The 18,603-nt window shown below is 34.1% G+C and carries 12 protein-coding genes and 1 other RNA gene; 2 read left to right on the top strand and 11 right to left on the bottom strand.

The window, feature by feature from the left end; translation table 11 throughout:
• Positions 1 to 321 (bottom strand): hypothetical protein (locus A9G34_RS08720; RefSeq protein ID WP_141670385.1); only part of this gene is annotated, 321 nt, incomplete at its 3' end.
• Between the two features lie 584 nt (positions 322 to 905).
• Positions 906 to 1,270: a transfer-messenger RNA gene (ssrA, locus tag A9G34_RS08715) on the bottom strand.
• A 606-nt stretch (positions 1,271 to 1,876) separates the two neighbouring features.
• Between ssrA and A9G34_RS08710 the strand changes: the two genes are divergently transcribed.
• The gene (locus A9G34_RS08710; RefSeq protein WP_218055710.1) at positions 1,877 to 2,779 is read left to right on the top strand and encodes a DMT family transporter; all 903 of its coding nucleotides are present in this window, start codon (positions 1,877 to 1,879) and stop codon (positions 2,777 to 2,779) included.
• Positions 2,780 to 2,859: 80 nt separating this feature from the next.
• Here the strand turns inward: A9G34_RS08710 and A9G34_RS08705 are convergent, their stop codons facing one another.
• Positions 2,860 to 4,140 (bottom strand): virulence factor family protein, encoded by a 1,281-nt coding sequence (locus A9G34_RS08705; protein ID WP_065569468.1) that lies wholly within the window; start codon positions 4,138 to 4,140, stop codon positions 2,860 to 2,862.
• 1 nt (position 4,141) lies between these two features.
• On the bottom strand, positions 4,142 to 6,745 hold the full coding sequence (mprF, locus tag A9G34_RS08700; RefSeq protein WP_065569467.1) for a bifunctional lysylphosphatidylglycerol flippase/synthetase MprF: 2,604 nt from the start codon (positions 6,743 to 6,745) through the stop codon (positions 4,142 to 4,144).
• A gap of 354 nt (positions 6,746 to 7,099) precedes the next feature.
• On the opposite strand from mprF, the gene A9G34_RS08695 reads away from it, so the two are divergent.
• A complete protein-coding gene (locus tag A9G34_RS08695) occupies positions 7,100 to 7,741 on the top strand; it encodes an HD domain-containing protein (protein ID WP_141670386.1) in 642 nt (213 codons plus the stop codon).
• A 38-nt stretch (positions 7,742 to 7,779) separates the two neighbouring features.
• Here A9G34_RS08695 and A9G34_RS08690 read toward each other — a convergent pair whose 3' ends face one another.
• From A9G34_RS08690 to A9G34_RS08660, 7 genes are all read right to left on the bottom strand, one after another.
• Positions 7,780 to 8,703 (bottom strand): AEC family transporter, encoded by a 924-nt coding sequence (locus A9G34_RS08690; protein WP_034944127.1) that lies wholly within the window; start codon positions 8,701 to 8,703, stop codon positions 7,780 to 7,782.
• Positions 8,704 to 8,728: 25 nt separating this feature from the next.
• Positions 8,729 to 11,419, bottom strand: a complete 2,691-nt coding sequence (gene glnD / locus A9G34_RS08685) for a bifunctional uridylyltransferase/uridylyl-removing protein GlnD (RefSeq protein ID WP_065569465.1) — start codon at positions 11,417 to 11,419, stop codon at positions 8,729 to 8,731.
• Positions 11,420 to 11,580: 161 nt separating this feature from the next.
• Positions 11,581 to 12,021 (bottom strand): hypothetical protein, encoded by a 441-nt coding sequence (locus tag A9G34_RS08680; protein WP_034944123.1) that lies wholly within the window; start codon positions 12,019 to 12,021, stop codon positions 11,581 to 11,583.
• A 258-nt stretch (positions 12,022 to 12,279) separates the two neighbouring features.
• Positions 12,280 to 12,918, bottom strand: a complete 639-nt coding sequence (locus A9G34_RS08675; RefSeq protein WP_065569464.1) for a DUF7424 family protein — start codon at positions 12,916 to 12,918, stop codon at positions 12,280 to 12,282.
• A 165-nt stretch (positions 12,919 to 13,083) separates the two neighbouring features.
• Positions 13,084 to 14,214: a class Ia ribonucleoside-diphosphate reductase subunit beta gene (gene nrdB, locus A9G34_RS08670; protein WP_034944777.1), complete on the bottom strand. Its 1,131-nt coding sequence runs from the start codon at positions 14,212 to 14,214 to the stop codon at positions 13,084 to 13,086.
• Positions 14,215 to 14,359: 145 nt separating this feature from the next.
• Positions 14,360 to 16,648 carry a class 1a ribonucleoside-diphosphate reductase subunit alpha gene (gene nrdA / locus A9G34_RS08665; protein ID WP_065569473.1) on the bottom strand — a complete coding sequence of 763 codons (2,289 nt, stop codon included), beginning with the start codon at positions 16,646 to 16,648 and terminating at the stop codon, positions 14,360 to 14,362.
• A gap of 528 nt (positions 16,649 to 17,176) precedes the next feature.
• Positions 17,177 to 18,517 (bottom strand): replication-associated recombination protein A, encoded by a 1,341-nt coding sequence (locus tag A9G34_RS08660; protein WP_065569463.1) that lies wholly within the window; start codon positions 18,515 to 18,517, stop codon positions 17,177 to 17,179.
• Positions 18,518 to 18,603 lie beyond the last annotated feature (86 nt).

Here is an 18,603-nt window from a genome sequence, read left to right as displayed (position 1 = left end):
GCTTTTATCATTGGTAAAATCACCCAAGGCACGGATTGCAGAACTGAGCGCATCGCTTACAACAGAATTAAATGAGAAAGTAGCCGGTTGGTTTAAAAAAGCATCGGTAGATAGGGTTTTATTGGCGCTGGTAAAAGTAATGGTGTAATGCCACAGCTGGTTTAAGGCCTCTTCGCCTTTGACGTTTAACACCGATATAGGAGTGCTGAGTTCATCAATGGTTAGTGTGTAACGGTTATGGCTAACTTTATTTGTTAATTGGCTAAGCAAGTCTTTCCCTGCTTGTCCTGCTTGTTCGATGATTTTGTCTAATCCTCTCACCGTATATTCCTCTTATTATCCTCGTTTCATTCAAATTTAATACTTAATTTATTATTCTGTTTTCTAATGTGATCAAAGATCATTAGATTTAAAAAATGATTTGCTCATTTTGTTGGCATTGCCGCTAATTGCTTTGTTAAATCCATACCAAATTTACAACATTTAATTCACTTAACATTGGTTAAGACTTATTTTAATAACCGATAATGGTAACTTTATTAGAAGCAGCAAATTACGTTGTTTTGTTAAATTTTTCAAGTTTTTTTTACAAAAATTATGAATTAAACTAGTAGGATAACTTAATGTAGAACATTTTTTTTAGCCTTTGGAAATGCGGTTTTTACTTGGTTTTCTGTGCTTTGAGTGTGTTAATTTTGTTTTTGTAAATATCATTATTATTGGCTTAATTTTTTGTAAAGGCTCTAAAGTTATTGAATAACGTTGGTAGGCAATTATGCTATTTTTAGTGCATATTATGAAAAAGTTTGATGTTTATGATGAAATTAAATTAGATACATCTCAATGGTATGTTAAATACAAATTTATTTATAAATTTAACTTAATGTGGATAGGGTAAGATTGGTTGGTGGAGCTGGCGGGAGTTGAACCCGCGTCCGAAATCTCTACATCCTCGGTACTACATGCGTAGTTTGTTTTTGAATTTCATCTACCCGCTGCGAACAAACACGCTACTGGTAGACTAGCTTGATTAAATTTAATGCTTCCGCCCCAAGCAAGGCTTCCACACGATCTCGTTTGGGTTTGACTCCTCTTGATCCCCGTCCTACGAGCGGAGGCTAGGGAGAGAAGGCTCTATACAGGTTATTAAGCTGCTAGTGCGTAGTTTTCGTCGTTTGCGACTATTTTTTTGCGGTTTATTTACGAGGCCTACCGCACCTCGGCATGCACCTTGGGTTTCGCAAATCCCGTCGAATCCAGAATCAGCCCCAAATGTGGTTATTACCTATGGGTAATATCGTGGCATTATAGGTGAAATCAAGTGCGAATACAACCTGAACTGAGTTTATGCAACAGAAAGAGCGGGGAATTAATAAATGAGTCTTAAAAATTCAATAGTTAAGTGTGATTAAGGTAATGGTAAGGCGATTTTTGTTAAAAAGTGACTTTTTGAAAGTAATTAAATACTATTTGATAAAAATTATTTTATTTTTTATTTTTTTAATAGTTAAAAATCATTCGGTTATTAAATATTTTGGTGAAATAAAAAAATAAATGAAATTTTTTTGAACTTTTTGCGTTTTCACTTGTCTATATTAATGGATTACGTTTTTTCATTTTTTGCCCTCCACTTGAGTTTTCGAGTGGATTTTTTTTATCCTGCGTTTACCAATAGGTCATTTATTCACTTCCTCTAATTTTATTGTTTTTTGTAAAATGCATTTTTATAAAAGAAAATGGGTATTATTCACTGCGCTAATTATTAAAATAGTACTATTTGTTGTTATTAAGTTTGTAAAGTAATTTTATTTGGAATTTATTTTGTGTACTATCATTTACTATTTTATCGCATAAGGTTTTTATGTAAGCAGAGAGAATGATCATGTTATTTTCAAGAAGAGTACAAGGGCATTTAATTGCGTTAATAACTGTGTTCCTTTGGGGAACAACATTTATTGCAACCAAAGTGTTGTTAATTAATTTTAAGCCAGTTGAAATTTTGTTTTTTCGCTTTGGACTTGGTTATGCCACGTTATGGATTTTAGCGCCTCGTTTTTTTGCTTGGCAAGGGGTAAAACAAGAATTGATGTTTTTATGTGCCGGGTTATGTGGTGTTACTTGTTATTTTTTATGTGAAAATATCGCTCTTACTTATACAACAGCTTCGAATGTTGGGGTGATTACCACTTTGGCACCAATATTTACTGCAATCTTTTCGCTATTCTTTTTAAAAACTGAAGCACCACCTAAGCGGTTTTATATTGGCTGTTTATTTGCGATTATTGGTGTGGGGTTAATTAGTTTTAATGGTAAATTTGTGCTTTCGCTTAACCTACTCGGTGATTTGCTTGCTATGTTGGCTTGTGTGTTTTGGGCTTGTTATTCGATTTTAACTAAGTTGAGTAGTAATTATGGTTATAATACTATTTTGCTGACACGTCGCTTCTTTTTTTATGGATTATTGTTGATGTTACCAGCACTATCATTTTTTGATTTTGAATGGAATTTATTTCGTTTTGTCGATCCAGTTAATTTGTTGAATATTTTGTTTTTAGGTGTAGGCGCTTCGGCTATCTGTTTTGCGTCTTGGAATTATGCCGTTAAATTAGTTGGGGCGGTTAAAATAAGTGTTTATCTTTATTTAGTGCCTGTTCTTACTATTATTGGCGCCATTATTGTTTTGGGTGAGCCTTTTACTTGGATTACTGCGATAGGTACATTGTTTACACTTTGTGGTGTGCTATTATCTGGAGCGAAGGTTCGTGTTAAGAAAAGTTAGATTGTATGATGTTAAAAATGATTTAATTATTTAAGAAGGCGCCATTTTGAACGGCTCCTTTTTATTATTAGGCGTCTTCGTTATTTTATTCGGTTGTCGATTGCATCCATAATAATTTGTCCAAGATGTTCATAATTTTCGTCAAAATGGTGTCCACCCGGTAATTGAAATGCTTCCCCTTTCATTTCAGGTTGTAAGCAGCCTGTATCTTCTTTTTCTTCTTCACCATAGATACAAAATAATTTTGTAGCTGGGATTTTATCTACTTCTGGAGCGGTCTTCATTTCATCACCTGATTGACCAAGCCAACCACTGATTTCAATTTCAAAGTTGGCATTTTTTGAAAAGGCAATCATTACCAAAGCTTGGATGCTTTTTTGTTCATCGGGTGATAGGCGATTATATAAAGCGGGTAAAATATCACCTCCGAAAGAGTAGCCAGCAAGGATAAACTTAGTTATGCCCCATTTTTCACGATATTGTTGCATTAAATAACTTAAATCTTGAGCACTACGTGCAACAGAGCGGTGTTGCCAAAATAGTTTTAATGCATCAATACCCACAACATTATAACCATGTGTTGCTATGTATTCGGCAGATACTTTATCTAAATCACGCCATCCACCATCACCTGAGTAGTAAAATGTAACTGTTTTAGGATGAACTTCATTCTTTTTTGCTGGCAATTCAATTATTGGTAATTGTTCATGTTTACCAAATAATATTGATGATAAATGCAAAGTTAATAATTCTACGGGTGAAGCTTGGTATTCTCCTATTAATGTGGTGACATTAATCTTTTTTTGTTCTCGAGGAAATACAGCGGTTTTTTCTTCTGGTGGATTATTCCAAATGACTTGCCAACTGCCATGGTTTGCTTGAGTAGGCAGTGGGGTATCACAATCTTTATGTTCTAATGTAAATTCAATAGATAGCGCTTTTGCATCATCACGTTGTTGCTGAGCTAACCAACGATAAGCAAAGGCAGCACCTTCTTGCATACCTGCAACAGCAAAATTGGATTCATTTAAAATCTTTGCTGCTTGATTAAATCGGTTTTGTTGTTCGCTACAACTTGCTTGGGGTTGTAGTTCAAATTGTACCAGTTTGGCACCCATTTTTTCAGATAAGTCAAATAATTGTTCTGCCGTGAAATGGTTTTCTTTTGTTGCCACAATAATTGCTGCTGCTTCGGCTGACCGTTTAGGGCTAGCCGAGATTAGCTCAAAATCTTTGTTAATTGTGATTGTTTTTACTGATGCATTTGTGTGGTTTTTAATAAAGTACCATCCAATAGTCGTAAGTAGTACAATGAATAGTAAGATAATAACTAATAAAATGTAGCGGATAATTTTTTTCATTTTATTGGCTCTTGTTTTTTTTTAAACCCGTTATTCCACCAGAAATGAGCATGGTTGTATCAATTAATGCAACGAATGGATCTAATCCAGCTGGCACAGCCATGTAGCGTGGCTCCCAATGGGTGGCAAATTTGTCTTTAAAGCGCCGTAATCCTTGAAAATTATAGAATCGTCCTCCACGTCTAAAAACTAATGCCCCGAGTCTTTGAATTAATGGCGCTCCTCGCCGTCGATGCATGCCCGAAAGGGGAACCATTCCCAAACTGAAATATTTGTACCCTTTTTCTTGATAATGGAGAATTAATCCAACCATTAGGAACTCCATTGTTAATTTAGGGATTTGTTGAACAACACGCATTATATCGATACTTGATTTTTCATGTTGGTTGGTTTCTAACAAATTAACAAAAGCAATAATACGTCCTTCATGTTTGATAACCGCAATGGTGAAGTTATCTAGATATTCTTTTGAGAAGGCACCTAAAGAAAATTGTTTTTCTTTCCCATTTTTACTTTTTAACCATTCATCAGATACAATTTTTAATTCATCAAGCGGTGCGGTACCTGGAGGATAAAATATTAGTGATAGACCATCACGTTGACCTCGATTCCATGTGTAACGGAGATCTTTATAACCTTTAGATGAAAGGTCGAATCTTTCTAAATCCACTAAAGCTTCTTCACCTAGTTTTATTGTTCGTAGACCAATGTCCATATAAAAGGGTAAATTACAGGCTTTAACTTGGTAAAAAACAGGACGTAAGTGATGTTGATCGCATAAATCGCGGTAAGCCCATATTAAATCAGCACGATCTGTATTATTACCAATTGGATCATAAAGGGCAATCATGCTTCTTCCTCGCCTTGCATACATAATAAAGGCGGTTTTAGATTCATTGAAGAGTAGTGATTTATCACCGCTCATCGCAAGCCCTCCTTCTGGCTGCTTTGAATCTAAAATGATTTGATAGGCTTTATCAAGTTCATTTTTTTTAGGACTAGTTAAGATAGGTAATGCTGGTCGAAATAGCCAAAATAACATGATGCAAGTTAATAAAATAAAACTTCCTAATGCTGCGCGCAGTGCACGAGGTACTCGGCTATCTAATTCTAATTGCCACCATAATGAATGGCTGTATGGTACATCTTGATAAATAAATAAAATTAGCCAAATAAATAGGGCAATTAAGCAAAAACAAATCGTAAAAGATTTAAAAGAGAATGGCAAAATGCTTAAGCGGCTTTTGCGATAAAAAGCATGTCTGAATTTAATGAGTGATAGTGCAATTGTGCATAATACTAATGCTTCGATCCAGTGCAGTCCTCGTAATATTGAAAGTAGACTGCCGATAAATAATAAAATGACTGACAAACTCCATGCAGAACTTAGGCGACGACGCAATCCCATCGCAAGTAATAGGCATAAAACGCCAATTAAGCTAGCAAATAAATGGGCAAAATTGACCACTTTACTAGGAATGAAGTTATTAATAAATGGGTGATTGAAGCCAGGTGTGAGGCTTGAAAACATCATGATGATACCTGCAAAAAATAACGAGGCTGACATAACAGGCGCGGCAAAACCGGTTTCCCTTTCTTTTACTTGATGCGTAGTTAAATGATGTTTGCTTTCATTTATTAGTAATAAGATACCAGCAATAATAAGGGGAATTAGAATATAAATAATTCGGTAGATCACTAATGCAACGGTTAAAGATGCAGTGCCGATTTCGGATGAAAAAGCACCAAGCATAATTGCTTCAAAAACACCTACACCACCCGGTATATGACTTAATGTACCTGCGACTAATGCCAAAATATAGATCATGATAAAAGTGATAAAAGTCGGGTGGGTTGGCAATAGAAAATAGAGAATTGCTCCTGCAAAAATAGCATCAAATAAGGTTATTAAATATTGGTATGACGCTAAACGTAAGTTAGGTAAACGAATACTCCAATGAAATAGTTGGAATAATCTAGTATAGTTATTAGGTCTTTGAGGTAGTCGATTACAATATAAATAAATTGATAATGCTAAATAAAGACAAAGTATGCTACTGGCGATTAAACTTATACTTTTTGTTGATAAATGCAGTGCAATGGCAATATTTTTAGTTTCAATTAATGCGGCAATAGCTGCTAGTAAAGGGAAAGTTAATCCTAAAGAAAGAGTAACGAATATAGATATTCTTGCTACATCAATGGTGGTTAAGCCATGTTTAAAGTAGAGGCGACAACGCACGGCGCCACCTGAAAGTGCAGATAGCCCTACCGCATTTCCAATAGCTGAGGCACAAATCCCGCCAAGAGCGATAACTGACGGCTTTAATTTTACACCCGCATAATAGGCAGCAGACCATTCATAGCCGATTAACATTAAGTAACTACCTATAGCTGATAAGCATGAAAATATAATGGTATTTGCTGATAATTTATGTGCAGCTTGGTTTAAATCATTTAGATTAATTTCTTTTAGTAAATGCCAACACACTATAAGTGCAATAAAAAAGATAGATAGACCAAATAGTAGAGCTAAGAATTGGCGGTAGCGTGTGAAATATTCTATGAACGACCAAGGCAAAACTTTACGCGCAGATATTTTCACTTATTCAACTCCAATATTTGCTTTGATAATGTTTTGTGATTGATGCATTCTACCTTTGCACTTTAATGAAAACAACTGAAATAAAATAAAGGAAATTTAAAAAAATTATTAATTATTAGTACTTTTTTATGGCAATTGCCTATTGATTATGTATTTTATAGTTGAACAATAGTGATATTTTATCATTTAAAATGAGTTGAATTTTTTTAACTTGATAATAGGGTGAATGTTAACTAATAGATTATCTAACAGTATAATCTTTAACAAAATGTATTTACTCCTTTCACTTCAATTTTATGGATGTTTGTAAAGTAAATGAACACAAAATTAGCTATCGAATTAACGCAACAACAAATTAAAATTGTTGAAGAAATAAAATGTTATGTTAAGCAAAAGCTTGCTCATGATTTTTCGGGGCATGATATGGCGCATATTGAGCGTGTGGTTGGATTAACGCAACAGATATTGCCTTATGAACCCAAAGCAAATTGTTTTATTGTGATATTAAGTGCTTATTTGCATGATGTTATAGATGAAAAAGTGGTGGCTGATGTGAATCAAGCTTCTGCTGAGTTACGTGGTTATTTAAATTCACTTAACGTTTCAAGTGATGATATTAGTATGATTTTTGATATTATTGATAATATGTCTTATCGAAAAAATCTTGCTAGTAAAAAAACACTATCGCTTGAGGGGAAAATTGTGCAAGATGCTGATCGCTTAGATGCAATAGGCGCAATTGGTGTAGCGCGTACTTTTTATTATGGTGGCAATAAACACCATGTTATGTGTGATCTGGCAATTTCACCTCGAACTGTAATAAATGAGGTCAATTATAAACAATCTTCTACGGTGATTAATCATTTTTATGAAAAACTTTTTTTGCTTAAAGATATGATGAATACCCAAATAGCCAAAAAACTTGCTGTGCCAAGGCATCAATTTTTGGTTGAATTTGTTAAGCAATTTGAAGAAGAATGGCGGGGTGAGTGTTGATTTTTCTATAGTTGAGTAAAGAGTAGGGTTATACGGTATTAATATGGAATTGGCGCTTCGACTAATTCAAGTACAATTGGTAATGTGATTAAGCTTAGTAGTGTGCTAAGTAATGTTGCACTTGATACTAGCTCTGGGTGTGTATCAAATTGGACCGACATTAGTGTGGTGTTAGCTGCGCTTGGCATCGCTGCAAGTACAATTAATACTTGTTTATAAATAGGTTCAATTGGCATAAATGAGACCATACACAGTGCAACAATTGGCGAAATGACCATACGGGCTAATAAGGCAAATGAGATTTTAGGGTAATCAAGCTGAGTAATGTTTATTTTGGCAAGCTGCATTCCTAAGATGATCATGATCACTACGATAGAGGCATCGCCAATCATGCTGATGGAGGTCATAATCGATTTAGACAAGGGAATTTGGCATAGTTGAAAAATAATACCTAGAACTGCGCCATAAGCAATAGGCATGCGTATTACTTTATTTATTACATCTTTTTGAGTAACTATATCACTATGTGAGCTGCCTTTGGCTGCATAGTAGATTCCAACAGTACTCATCACAAACTGTTGTAATACCATCATAATTACTCCTAAATCAAACCCAACCGTACCAAAAAAGACTAACAGAACTGGTGTGCCATAATTTCCATTATTCATAAAACATGAACTTAAAATCATTGCGCAGCGCTCTTTATCTGAATATTTCATTAGTACTGACCAAATTGAGGCGATAATCACCAAAGAAAAACAGAGCCCAAATATATAACAAATGTAGAATAAATAGTCTGTTGTTAAGGTATGCGTATAAAATGTTTTAAACGATAAGAAAGGCGAAAGTACGTAAAGCGACATTTTAGAAAGGTTAGCTACATCAAATTTTAAGGTTTTTTGCGCAATGAATCCCACAATAAAAATACAAAAAATGGGGAATAAAATAATAAAAAAATTCATAGGCTATATCTTTTAGTTAATGATGTTAATTCATTGAATCAATGGCGTTAGTAATTGATTCTCTTAGTTTTTGGCAAGTATCATCACTAAGTGCCTGTTTGTTTTTATCGGTTAAAATAAACAGATCTTCTATGTGTTCACCAATGGTGGCAATTTTGGCACTGCTTAGTGATAAATCTAAATTAGCAAACACTTCCCCCACACAAGCAAGCAGCGCTGGTCTATCTAGTGCAATCAGTTCCATGTAAGTTTGTCTATCATTAAAAGCAGATAGAAAGTTAACTTGAGTAGGTACTAAAAATGATCGTAAACGTTGTTTAGGTGCTTTAATGGTAACACCTTTGTAAGTAGGCTGTTTTAATGCTTTTTCAAGCGATTTTATCAATCCTTGATGTCGATCTTTTTGTACGGTTTGTCCATTGGGATCTAATACAATGAATGTATCTAGTGCAAATCCTTTTTTGTTGGTAATGATAAGCGCATCGTGTATATTTAAATTGTGCATGCTCAGTGTGTTACAAACTGTGGCAAAGAGATAAGGTCTATCAGGTGCATAAATAAGCACTTCAGTACCACCATAATAAGGATTTGGATTAATTGATACTAATGTTTTATTTAAGTCATGTTGTAATAGAATTTGTGCATGCCAGATAATTTGTTCTGTAGTGTAACGAAGAAAATAGTCAACACGATAATATTGCCAAATATTTTTGATGCTTTGTTCATTATAATTTTGCTTAATTAATGTGGCTAATGCTTCTTGCTTATGCTTTCGCGCAATACTGCGTTGTTCTGGAATTTGATGAATACCTGAATCAAATAAATGTTCTGCACTAAAATAAAGCTCACGCATTAGACTTTGTTTCCAATTATTCCAAAGGGTTTCGTTAGTGGCACAGACATCAGCTACCGTTAGGCACAATAAATATTGTAATCGACGTTTACTTTTAACTAGTTGGATAAATTCGCTAATTACCTTAGGATCTTGTAAATCACGGCTTTGTGCGGTAACTGACATTAATAAGTGGTAGCGAACTAGCCAGACAATTAAATCGATATCTTTACTTTCTAATTGATGTAATTGACAAAATTCTTGAACTAGATGTGAACCTATATCAGAGTGATCGCCGTGTCGCCCTTTTCCAATATCGTGGAATAATCCAGCGATAATTAATAATTCTTGTTTAGGTAATTTAGCAAAAACTTTAGAGCTATTAGGGTGTTTTTGTTTGCCACTTTCTGTTTTGAGGTTGTCAAGTTCAAGAAGTAAACGAATGGTATGTTCATCCACAGTATAAGCATGAAATAGGTCAAACTGCATCATACCGGAAATGTGTTTCCAGCCAGGTATGTAAGTAGCAAGTATGCCATATTGATGCATTGGTAAAATGGCTTTTTTAATGGCGTTTGGGTGTTTGATGATCGATATAAAAAGTGCTCTGGCTCTTGCATTTTCACAAAGTAGGGTAGGTAGCGTTCGTCTGGCTGAGCGCAATTGCCTAATTGTATTAGAATAAAGCCCTGTAATTTGAGGGTTAAGCAAAATAGTGTAGAAAAGCTGCATAATCATTACAGGATCTTTTTTGAAGATATTATTATCTTTTACATCGATTAATTTTTCTCGAACTTGGAAATGTTCATCAATATCATAGGGGGTATTTTGTGGATGAAGTTCAAGAATGGTTTCATCAAATAGTTGTAATAACATTTGATTGAGTTCGGTTATATTATGAGCTACTCGATAATAATCATGCATCATTTTTTCAACCGGTACATTACCTTTACCTTCATAACCTAACATTTTGGCAATGCTTAATTGACGATCAAAGAGTAATCGATTGTCATAACGCGTAATTACACAATGGAGAGCAAAACGTAATTTCCATAAAAATCTTCGACATGTTTTAAATTCTTCAATATCTTCTGGGGTTAAATAGTTAAAGTTAGCTATTTTCTGTAAAAATTCACCACCAAAATGGCGAATCGCAATCCACTGAATAATTTGCATATCCCGCAAACCACCTGGGCTATTTTTTAAGTCGGGTTCAAGATTATAAGTAGTACTGTGATACTGTTGGTGGCGTACTTGTTGTTCCTGAATTTTCGCTTTGAAAAAAGCTGGAGAAGGCCAGAGTTCCTTATTAAATATTTTTTTTTGAAGCTTTTTTAATAATAGATTACAACCTGAAATCATTCTGGATTCTATTAAGTTGGTCATAATCGTGATGTCATTTTTAGCTTCCTCAAGACAGGTTTTTAATGTTCTTACACTATGACCAATATCTAAATGGAGATCCCAAAGTAAACGTACAAAATCACCTATTTGTTTTTCAAGGTCTTTAGTGAGAGGATGATCGCTTAATATTAATATATCAATATCAGAGAGCGGGTGAAGTTCTGCTCGACCATAACCTCCGACGGCAATTAAGGCAATTCGGTTTTTTTTGAAAAGTGAAGTTATTTGCTTAGGAATTTGGTAATAATTCCATAAGCGTTGAAGTAAATGGTCAATGAATTGGCTTCGTAAGTGTACTAAAGATTCGATGTTAGCTTGTTGCTTAAATTGTGTTACAGACCATTGTTGAAAGGCATCAAGTTGTTGTTTTAGATAAGTGACGTTAATTTGTTCATCACTAAAATCATGAGGAGATATAGGGTAACATAAATGCGTTTCAGTCATAGCGATATTATTAAATAAAAATAATTTTATTGTCATATCGTTACGCGATTTTTAATGACTGTCAAGCAACAGTTTGGCGATATGTTATTACGATGGTGTTATATTTAAAAATACATTTATCTGTATTTATAGTATAAATAATTTACCCATTAAGTGGATTTGTCGATCAATCATAACAATCTAAAGAAACTTAGCGCTTATTTTGGAGTGCGATTACAAGTGATTTCTATATTTACTTTTTTATTTTTATTTTCGTCATCCTCAAATATGATTTCTGTTTCTTCAATTGTTTTGAATTGATCATGTGAAATATATTGAATACTTTTTTTTGTAGCTAAATACGCACCATTTTGTGATTTTAATAACTCTGATTTATTGTAGTAAGATGATAGGTCATATGGATATGAGTTTTTTGTACCAAAATTAAAATAGAGGGTATCATCTTTCATGAAATATTTAATTGTACCGCTATCATTTTTTATAGGTACATATTCTTGATAATTACCGTCTTTCCATTTTGCTACTCGTCCTATAAGAGAGCATTCCCACTGACCAATTAGCATTTCTTTAGTGACTTTATTTTCACCACAGCCAACTAACACAATTCCAACTAAACTGATTAATAATAATTTTTTCATTATATTCCTTTTATAATAAATTTTTGGCTAGTAGGCAAAATATTTTGATTATATGAATATAGTATCTTTATACTTAACCAAGCCAAATCAACTTTATTCTGTTTAATTAACAATGATCTTGTCTGTATTGGCAAAATATGGCTTCAATTTGAATGAGTTTTGTCTATCTCTAATAACCAATACGATAAGCAATAATGTTAATATCTAGAATATGTAAAATAAATCCATGATGGTTTATTTTTATGATTTTTTATTTTTTTACTGATATTGCTTATTTGCATCCTCATAAACTAGGGCTGAGCCGTTAGAAAAAATAGAGGAAATTGAAACGTCAGATAATTTAAATGTATGATTACCTGGTTTTAATGTATATCGAGCTACAAGAGTTGGTTTTCCATCCAAATAAACGGCATGTGCTATTATGTCTTGGTCTTTATTTAAGTCGTTATTGACAGTAATGTAGATGTCGCTTGATAATTTACTAAATGCTGATTTGCTTGCTTTGTTGATCTTTTGTTTGAAATTATCCGACATTTCAACAATCATTCCACCACCTGTATCGGTATTTCTAATTTGAATTCCTTCATTTCTTGATTTGCCGCCAACAATAATGGGTACTTCAAAAACTGCTTTTGATATAATATTGTCTTTGTAGCATTTAAGATATATGGCTTGAGAAAATACTTTTGATACCGTTTTTTTCGCATTTGTTATATCGGCTGATTCATTTTGGGGATTTCGATAATCATTACAGTTTGTCACTGACACAATTAATTTTGAACGAGCTTTTTGGGCTGTTTCACTGTTTAAATCACTTAAATTTACAGTTGGTGCTAACTCGACTTTACATCCAGATAATAATGTTATCGTTATTAAGCTAATCAATACTTTATTCAATTTTTAACCGTTTTTTTTAATTGTGATTAACTGAATAATATAATTAATATAATGATAAATCAATCTATTTAAGTTTAATAAATGTTCATAATGACGAATAAAAAAGGAACAGTAATTTGTTCCTTTTAGGTTATCATTCTTAGGTAGGGTTTGTTTGTATAAAATTTATAATGTAAAATCGCTTAAATCATCTTCACTAATTTCAGAATCAATTTGACCAACTAAATAAGAACTCATTTCCGCTTCTTGTGGTGCTACTTGTACATTATCTGATACTAGCCAGTTATTAATCCATGGAATTGGATTTGATTTAGCTTCAAATGGTAATTTTAGTCCGACCGCTTGCATACGAATATTGGTAATATACTCTATATATTGGCATAAAATATCTTTATTTAATCCAATCATTGAGCCGCCTTCGAATAAATATTCAGCCCATTCTTTTTCTTGGTTGGCAGCTTGTAAAAATAGTTCATAACAATCTTGTTCGCATTCTTTAGCAATTTCTGCCATTTCGGGATCATCTTCACCACTACGTAGAGTGTTGATCATAAACTGTGTGCCAGTTAAATGTAGGGCTTCGTCACGTGCAATCAGTTTAATAATTTTTGCATTTCCTTCCATTAGTTCTCGTTCAGCAAAGGCAAATGAGCAAGCAAAGCTGACATAGAAGCGAATAGCTTCAAGTGCATTGACACTCATTAAGCAAAGATAAAGCTTCTTTTTTAACTCTCGCATATTAATGGTTACTGTATGATTGTTAATGGTATGTTTACCCTCGCCAAATAAGTTGTAATAGCTAGCATAGCTAATTAGATCATCATAATAACCAGCAATATCACCAGCGCGTTTTTGGATTTCTTTATTGGTAACAATATCATCAAAAACAATAGAGGGATCATTGACAATATTGCGAATGATATGTGTATAAGAACGAGAATGAATGGTTTCAGAAAACGACCAAGTTTCTACCCATGTTTCAAGTTCAGGTATTGAAATAAGTGGCAGTAAAGCCACATTAGGGCTACGACCTTGAATTGAGTCAAGTAACGTTTGATACTTTAAATTACTGATAAATATATGTTTTTCATGTTCTGGTAATGCAGCATAATCAATACGGTCTTGAGAAATATCGACTTCTTCAGGGCGCCAAAAGAAAGAGAGTTGTTTTTCAATTAATTTTTCAAACATCTCATATTTTTGTTGATCATAACGTGCAACATTGACAGATTGACCAAGAAACATTGGCTCTTTAAGTTGGTCGTTATGCACATGCGAAAAGGTACTGTAATTCATGCTCATAAAAGAACTCCTAACTGATTCATCATTACTTTTCCGCTAACTGGCAGCAGTGGAAAAAGAGAAATGATTGGGGGAAACTCCCCCTTAAAAAATTACATTTAACGTGGATTTGAATTCATAAGAAGAGGCTAATGTGTAATTAAATCTTACAAGCCCCGCCTTCACAACCATCATCGCTATTTGTTGTAGCAACAATATCACCTTGAATATCTTCTGCACCGTCGCGGGTATTGTGATAATAAAGTGTTTTTACGCCAAATTTATAAGCAGTCAATAAATCTGCTAATAGTTGTTTCATTGGTACTTTGTCGTTTGCAAATTTTGTTGGATCGTAATTAGTGTTTGCTGAAATAGATTGATCGATGAATTTCTGCATGATACCCACTAATTGTAAATAACCTGTGTTATTAGGAATTTGCCAAAGTAATTCATAGAAGTTTTTCAAAGCGTTATAATCTGGAACTACTTGTTTTAAGATACCATCTTTCGAGGCTTTTACACTAATAAAGCCTCTTGGCGGTTCAATACCATTTGTTGCATTAGAAATTTGTGAAGATGTTTCAGATGGCATTAATGCCGATAATGTCGAATTACGAAGCCCATGGTTTTTAATGGATGCTCGAAGCGATTCCCAATCATAATGTAAAGGTTCTTTTGTAATGCTGTCGATATCTTTTTTATAAGTATCAATTGGCAAAATGCCTTGTGCATAAGTTGTTTCGTTAAATAGTGGGCATGCTCCTTTTTCCTTAGCAAGATTATTGGATGCTTTAAGCAAATAGTATTGCATAGCTTCAAAGGTACGATGAGTTAGGTTATTTGCACTACCGTCAGAATATTTAACACCATGTTTTGCTAAGTAATAGGCATAATTAATAACACCAATACCTAATGTACGGCGGTTTAATGATGAGTTTTTCGCAGCAGGAACAGGGTAATCTTGATAATCTAGTAGAGAATCAAGCGCTCGTACTGTTAAATCGGCTAACTCTTCAAAATCATCAAGTGATTCAATTTTACCTAAATTAAACGCTGATAAAGTGCAAAGGGCGATTTCGCCTTTTTCATCATTAATGTTATAAAGCGGTTTGGTAGGTAAGGCGATTTCCATACATAGGTTGGATTGGTGTACCGGAGCAAGCTGCGCATTAAATGGGCTGTGTGTGTTACAGTGATCGACATTTTGGATATAAATGCGGCCAGTTGATGCACGTTCTTGCATTAATAATGCAAATAGTTCAATGGCTTTAACCACTCGTTTGCGAATATTTACATCTTGTTCATATTGATGATAAAGCGCTTCAAATTTGGTTTGATCAGCAAAAAACGCATCGTATAGCCCTGGTACATCTGATGGACTAAATAAGGTAATATTTTCGTTTTTAATTAACCGTTGATACATTAATTTGTTAATTTGTACACCGTAATCTAAATGACGAACACGGTTTTCTTCGACCCCTCGGTTATTACGTAAGACTAATAAGCTTTCAACTTCTAAATGCCAAAGCGGATAAAAGACCGTTGCTGCACCGCCGCGTACTCCACCTTGTGAACATGATTTTACCGCAGTTTGAAAATATTTATAAAAAGGAATGCAACCAGTATGAAATGCTTCTCCACCACGAATTGAACTGCCAAGTGCTCGTATTGGTCCAGCATTAACCCCAATTCCTGCTCGTTGTGATACATATTTAACAATAGCGCTTGCTGTGGCGTTAATGGAATCTAAACTATCATCACATTCAATTAATACACACGAACTAAATTGTCGAGTAGGTGTGCGAACGCCAGCCATAATTGGGGTTGGTAGCGAAATTTTGAAAGTTGAAACAGCATCATAGAAGCGTTTGATATAGTTAAGACGTGTATCTTTAGGATAGTTAGCGAAAAGGCAGGCTGCAACTAAAATATACAAAAATTGTGCGCTTTCATAAATTTCTCCCGTGACGCGATTTTGTACTAAATATTTCCCTTCAAGTTGTTTAACCGCAGCGTAAGAAAATGTCATATCTCGCCAGTGATCAATAATTTTATCCATTTGTTCAAACTCTTCTTGAGTATAATCTTCAAGTAAGTGTTTGTCATATCGTTGACTATCGACTAGCTTTTTTACGTGTTCGTAAAGAGGTGGTGGCGTAAATTGGTTATAGGATTTTTTACGTAAATGAAAAATTGCCAAACGGGCAGCCAAATATTGATAGTCTGGCGCTTCTTGTGAGATTAGGTCAGCTGCTGCGCGGATAATTGTTTCGTGAATATCTGATGTGCGAATGCCATCATAAAATTGGATATGCGATTTTAACTCAACTTGAGACACGGAAACGTTTTCTAATCCTTCAGCAGCCCAAGTGATAACTCGGTGGATTTTGTCAAGATTAATTGGTTCTGTTTTGCCGTCTCGTTTTGTGACGAGCATTGATTTGTTCATTCCCTTACCCATTTTTACATTATTTTAGTGTTTCTATCATAATGGATCCTTTACAAAATATACAATATTTAGTACCTATCAATCATTTTAATACTAGATATGGGATATTTATTAATCTCTGTTTAGAAGTGTATTAATTGTAATTGAATGTTATATATTAATAAAATTCAATTACAATTAATTTATAAAATAACAAAAGTGAGTGATAATGATAGAAATAAAAACGGTAGTGATAAGATTTACCTATGAGTAAGTAAGCTTAAAATGTTAGCGGAAAATAAAAAAGGTGTTTACTTTAATTTTCCCGCATAAACTATTTTTGTTTTTAGATATTTTTATGCAATGGTATTTACCATTGTCAATACGTAAATTACCATAGTCATTGAATTGTTTATTATAAACCTCACTTTTTTAGATAATGTGGATTATTAGTATTTCACAAAATAGATTTAAATTATCCATGTTTAGATTTTATCGATGATCTTATTAATAAGTATTGTATCATTAGAAAAAGTCATAAAAATTAGATTAATTTTTTTTTGATTTATAACGTTGGATTGAACTCGATTGATTTTTTGCTTCTAACCAAGCAAGTTTGTCAATGTAATTTTTTTCAGCTCCACGGTCGGTAGGAAAATAATATTTACTATCGGCCATTTCTGGAGGGAAATAATTTTCACCGGCAGCGAAAGCATTTGGCTCATTATGAGCGTAACGATATTCTGCACCATAACCTAAGTTCTTCATTAAACTTGTAGGTGCATTACGTAAATGTTCTGGGACATCATAGTCTGGTTTTTTTTGTGCATCGGTCATTGCTTTTTTAAAGGCAAGATATACTGCATTACTTTTTGGCGCACAAGCAAGATAAACAATCGCTTGTGCAATTGCTCGTTCCCCTTCAGCTGGACCAACTCGTGTAAAACAATCCCAGGCCGCCAGTGCAACTTGCATTGCTCTTGGATCTGCGTTACCAATATCTTCCGATGCAATAGCCAGTAATCGACGTGCAACGTAGAGAGGATCTCCGCCTGCAGATATTATTCTTGCATACCAATAAAGCGCCGCATCAGGTGCTGATCCTCGAATGGATTTGTGGACTGCAGATATTATATCGTAAAAGCGATCCCCTTGGTTATCAAACCTAGCACTTCGTTCACCTATGACCTCTTTAAGTAGAGCTGGTGTAAGCTCACTTCCATCTGACATATCCACTAATAATTCTAAAGTATTGAGTGCTCGTCTTGCATCGCCTCCGACAAATTCAGCTATTTGTTTTTTTGTATCTACTGGTAAAATAATGTTTTTTTTGCCATAACCTCGAATGGGATCATTAATAGCTTGTTGCAAAATATTTTCTATATCCTCAGATGTTAATGATTTAAGTAAATATACTCTGGCTCGAGATAGAAGAGCTGAATTTAATTCAAATGAAGGGTTTTCGGTGGTTGCTCCAATAAATGTTACAGTTCCATCTTCAACATAAGGTAAAAACGCATCTTGTTGGCTTTTATTAAAGCGGTGGACTTCGTCAACAAATAGGATTGTGCGAATACCTGCTTGTTGATTAATTTTAGCTTGGTCAATCGCTTCCCGTATGTCTTTTATACCAGAGGTTACAGCAGATATCCGTTCAACTTTAGCATTAGCATGATGAGCAATAATTTCTGCTAAGGTTGTTTTGCCTGTGCCTGGAGGTCCCCATAAAATCATTGAGTGTAAGTTGCCAGCCTCAATAGCTTTGGGTAATGGCTTATTTTTTCCTAGCAGGTGGGTTTGCCCAATGTATTCTGATAAATTACGAGGGCGCATTCTGGCCGCTAAAGGCTTAAATTCATCAGTCGTAAAATCAAATGACATACTAGGCATATTACTTTGTGTCCAAGTTTAGAAAGATTATTGTATTATATACATGTTCACCAATAAGTGAAAAAGAAAAGAAAATAACTTTTCGG

Origin of the sequence: Gilliamella sp. Choc4-2 (assembly GCF_001690355.1) — a bacterium.
GTDB lineage: Bacteria > Pseudomonadota > Gammaproteobacteria > Enterobacterales > Orbaceae > Gilliamella > Gilliamella apicola_A.
This window is presented reverse-complemented; position numbering and strand designations above follow the sequence as displayed.

What these genes read in the sequence shown, in the direction of transcription:
- glnD (WP_065569465.1), bottom strand. Translation starts at nt 11,419, where the DNA reads ATGACAATAAAATTATTTTTATTTAATAATATCGCTATGACTGAAACG.
- A9G34_RS08710 (WP_218055710.1), top strand. Translation starts at nt 1,877, where the DNA reads ATGATCATGTTATTTTCAAGAAGAGTACAAGGGCATTTAATTGCGTTA.
- A9G34_RS08660 (WP_065569463.1), bottom strand. Translation starts at nt 18,517, where the DNA reads ATGCCTAGTATGTCATTTGATTTTACGACTGATGAATTTAAGCCTTTA.
- nrdB (WP_034944777.1), bottom strand. Translation starts at nt 14,214, where the DNA reads ATGAATTACAGTACCTTTTCGCATGTGCATAACGACCAACTTAAAGAG.
- A9G34_RS08690 (WP_034944127.1), bottom strand. Translation starts at nt 8,703, where the DNA reads ATGAATTTTTTTATTATTTTATTCCCCATTTTTTGTATTTTTATTGTG.
- A9G34_RS08705 (WP_065569468.1), bottom strand. Translation starts at nt 4,140, where the DNA reads ATGAAAAAAATTATCCGCTACATTTTATTAGTTATTATCTTACTATTC.
- nrdA (WP_065569473.1), bottom strand. Translation starts at nt 16,648, where the DNA reads ATGAACAAATCAATGCTCGTCACAAAACGAGACGGCAAAACAGAACCA.
- A9G34_RS08680 (WP_034944123.1), bottom strand. Translation starts at nt 12,021, where the DNA reads ATGAAAAAATTATTATTAATCAGTTTAGTTGGAATTGTGTTAGTTGGC.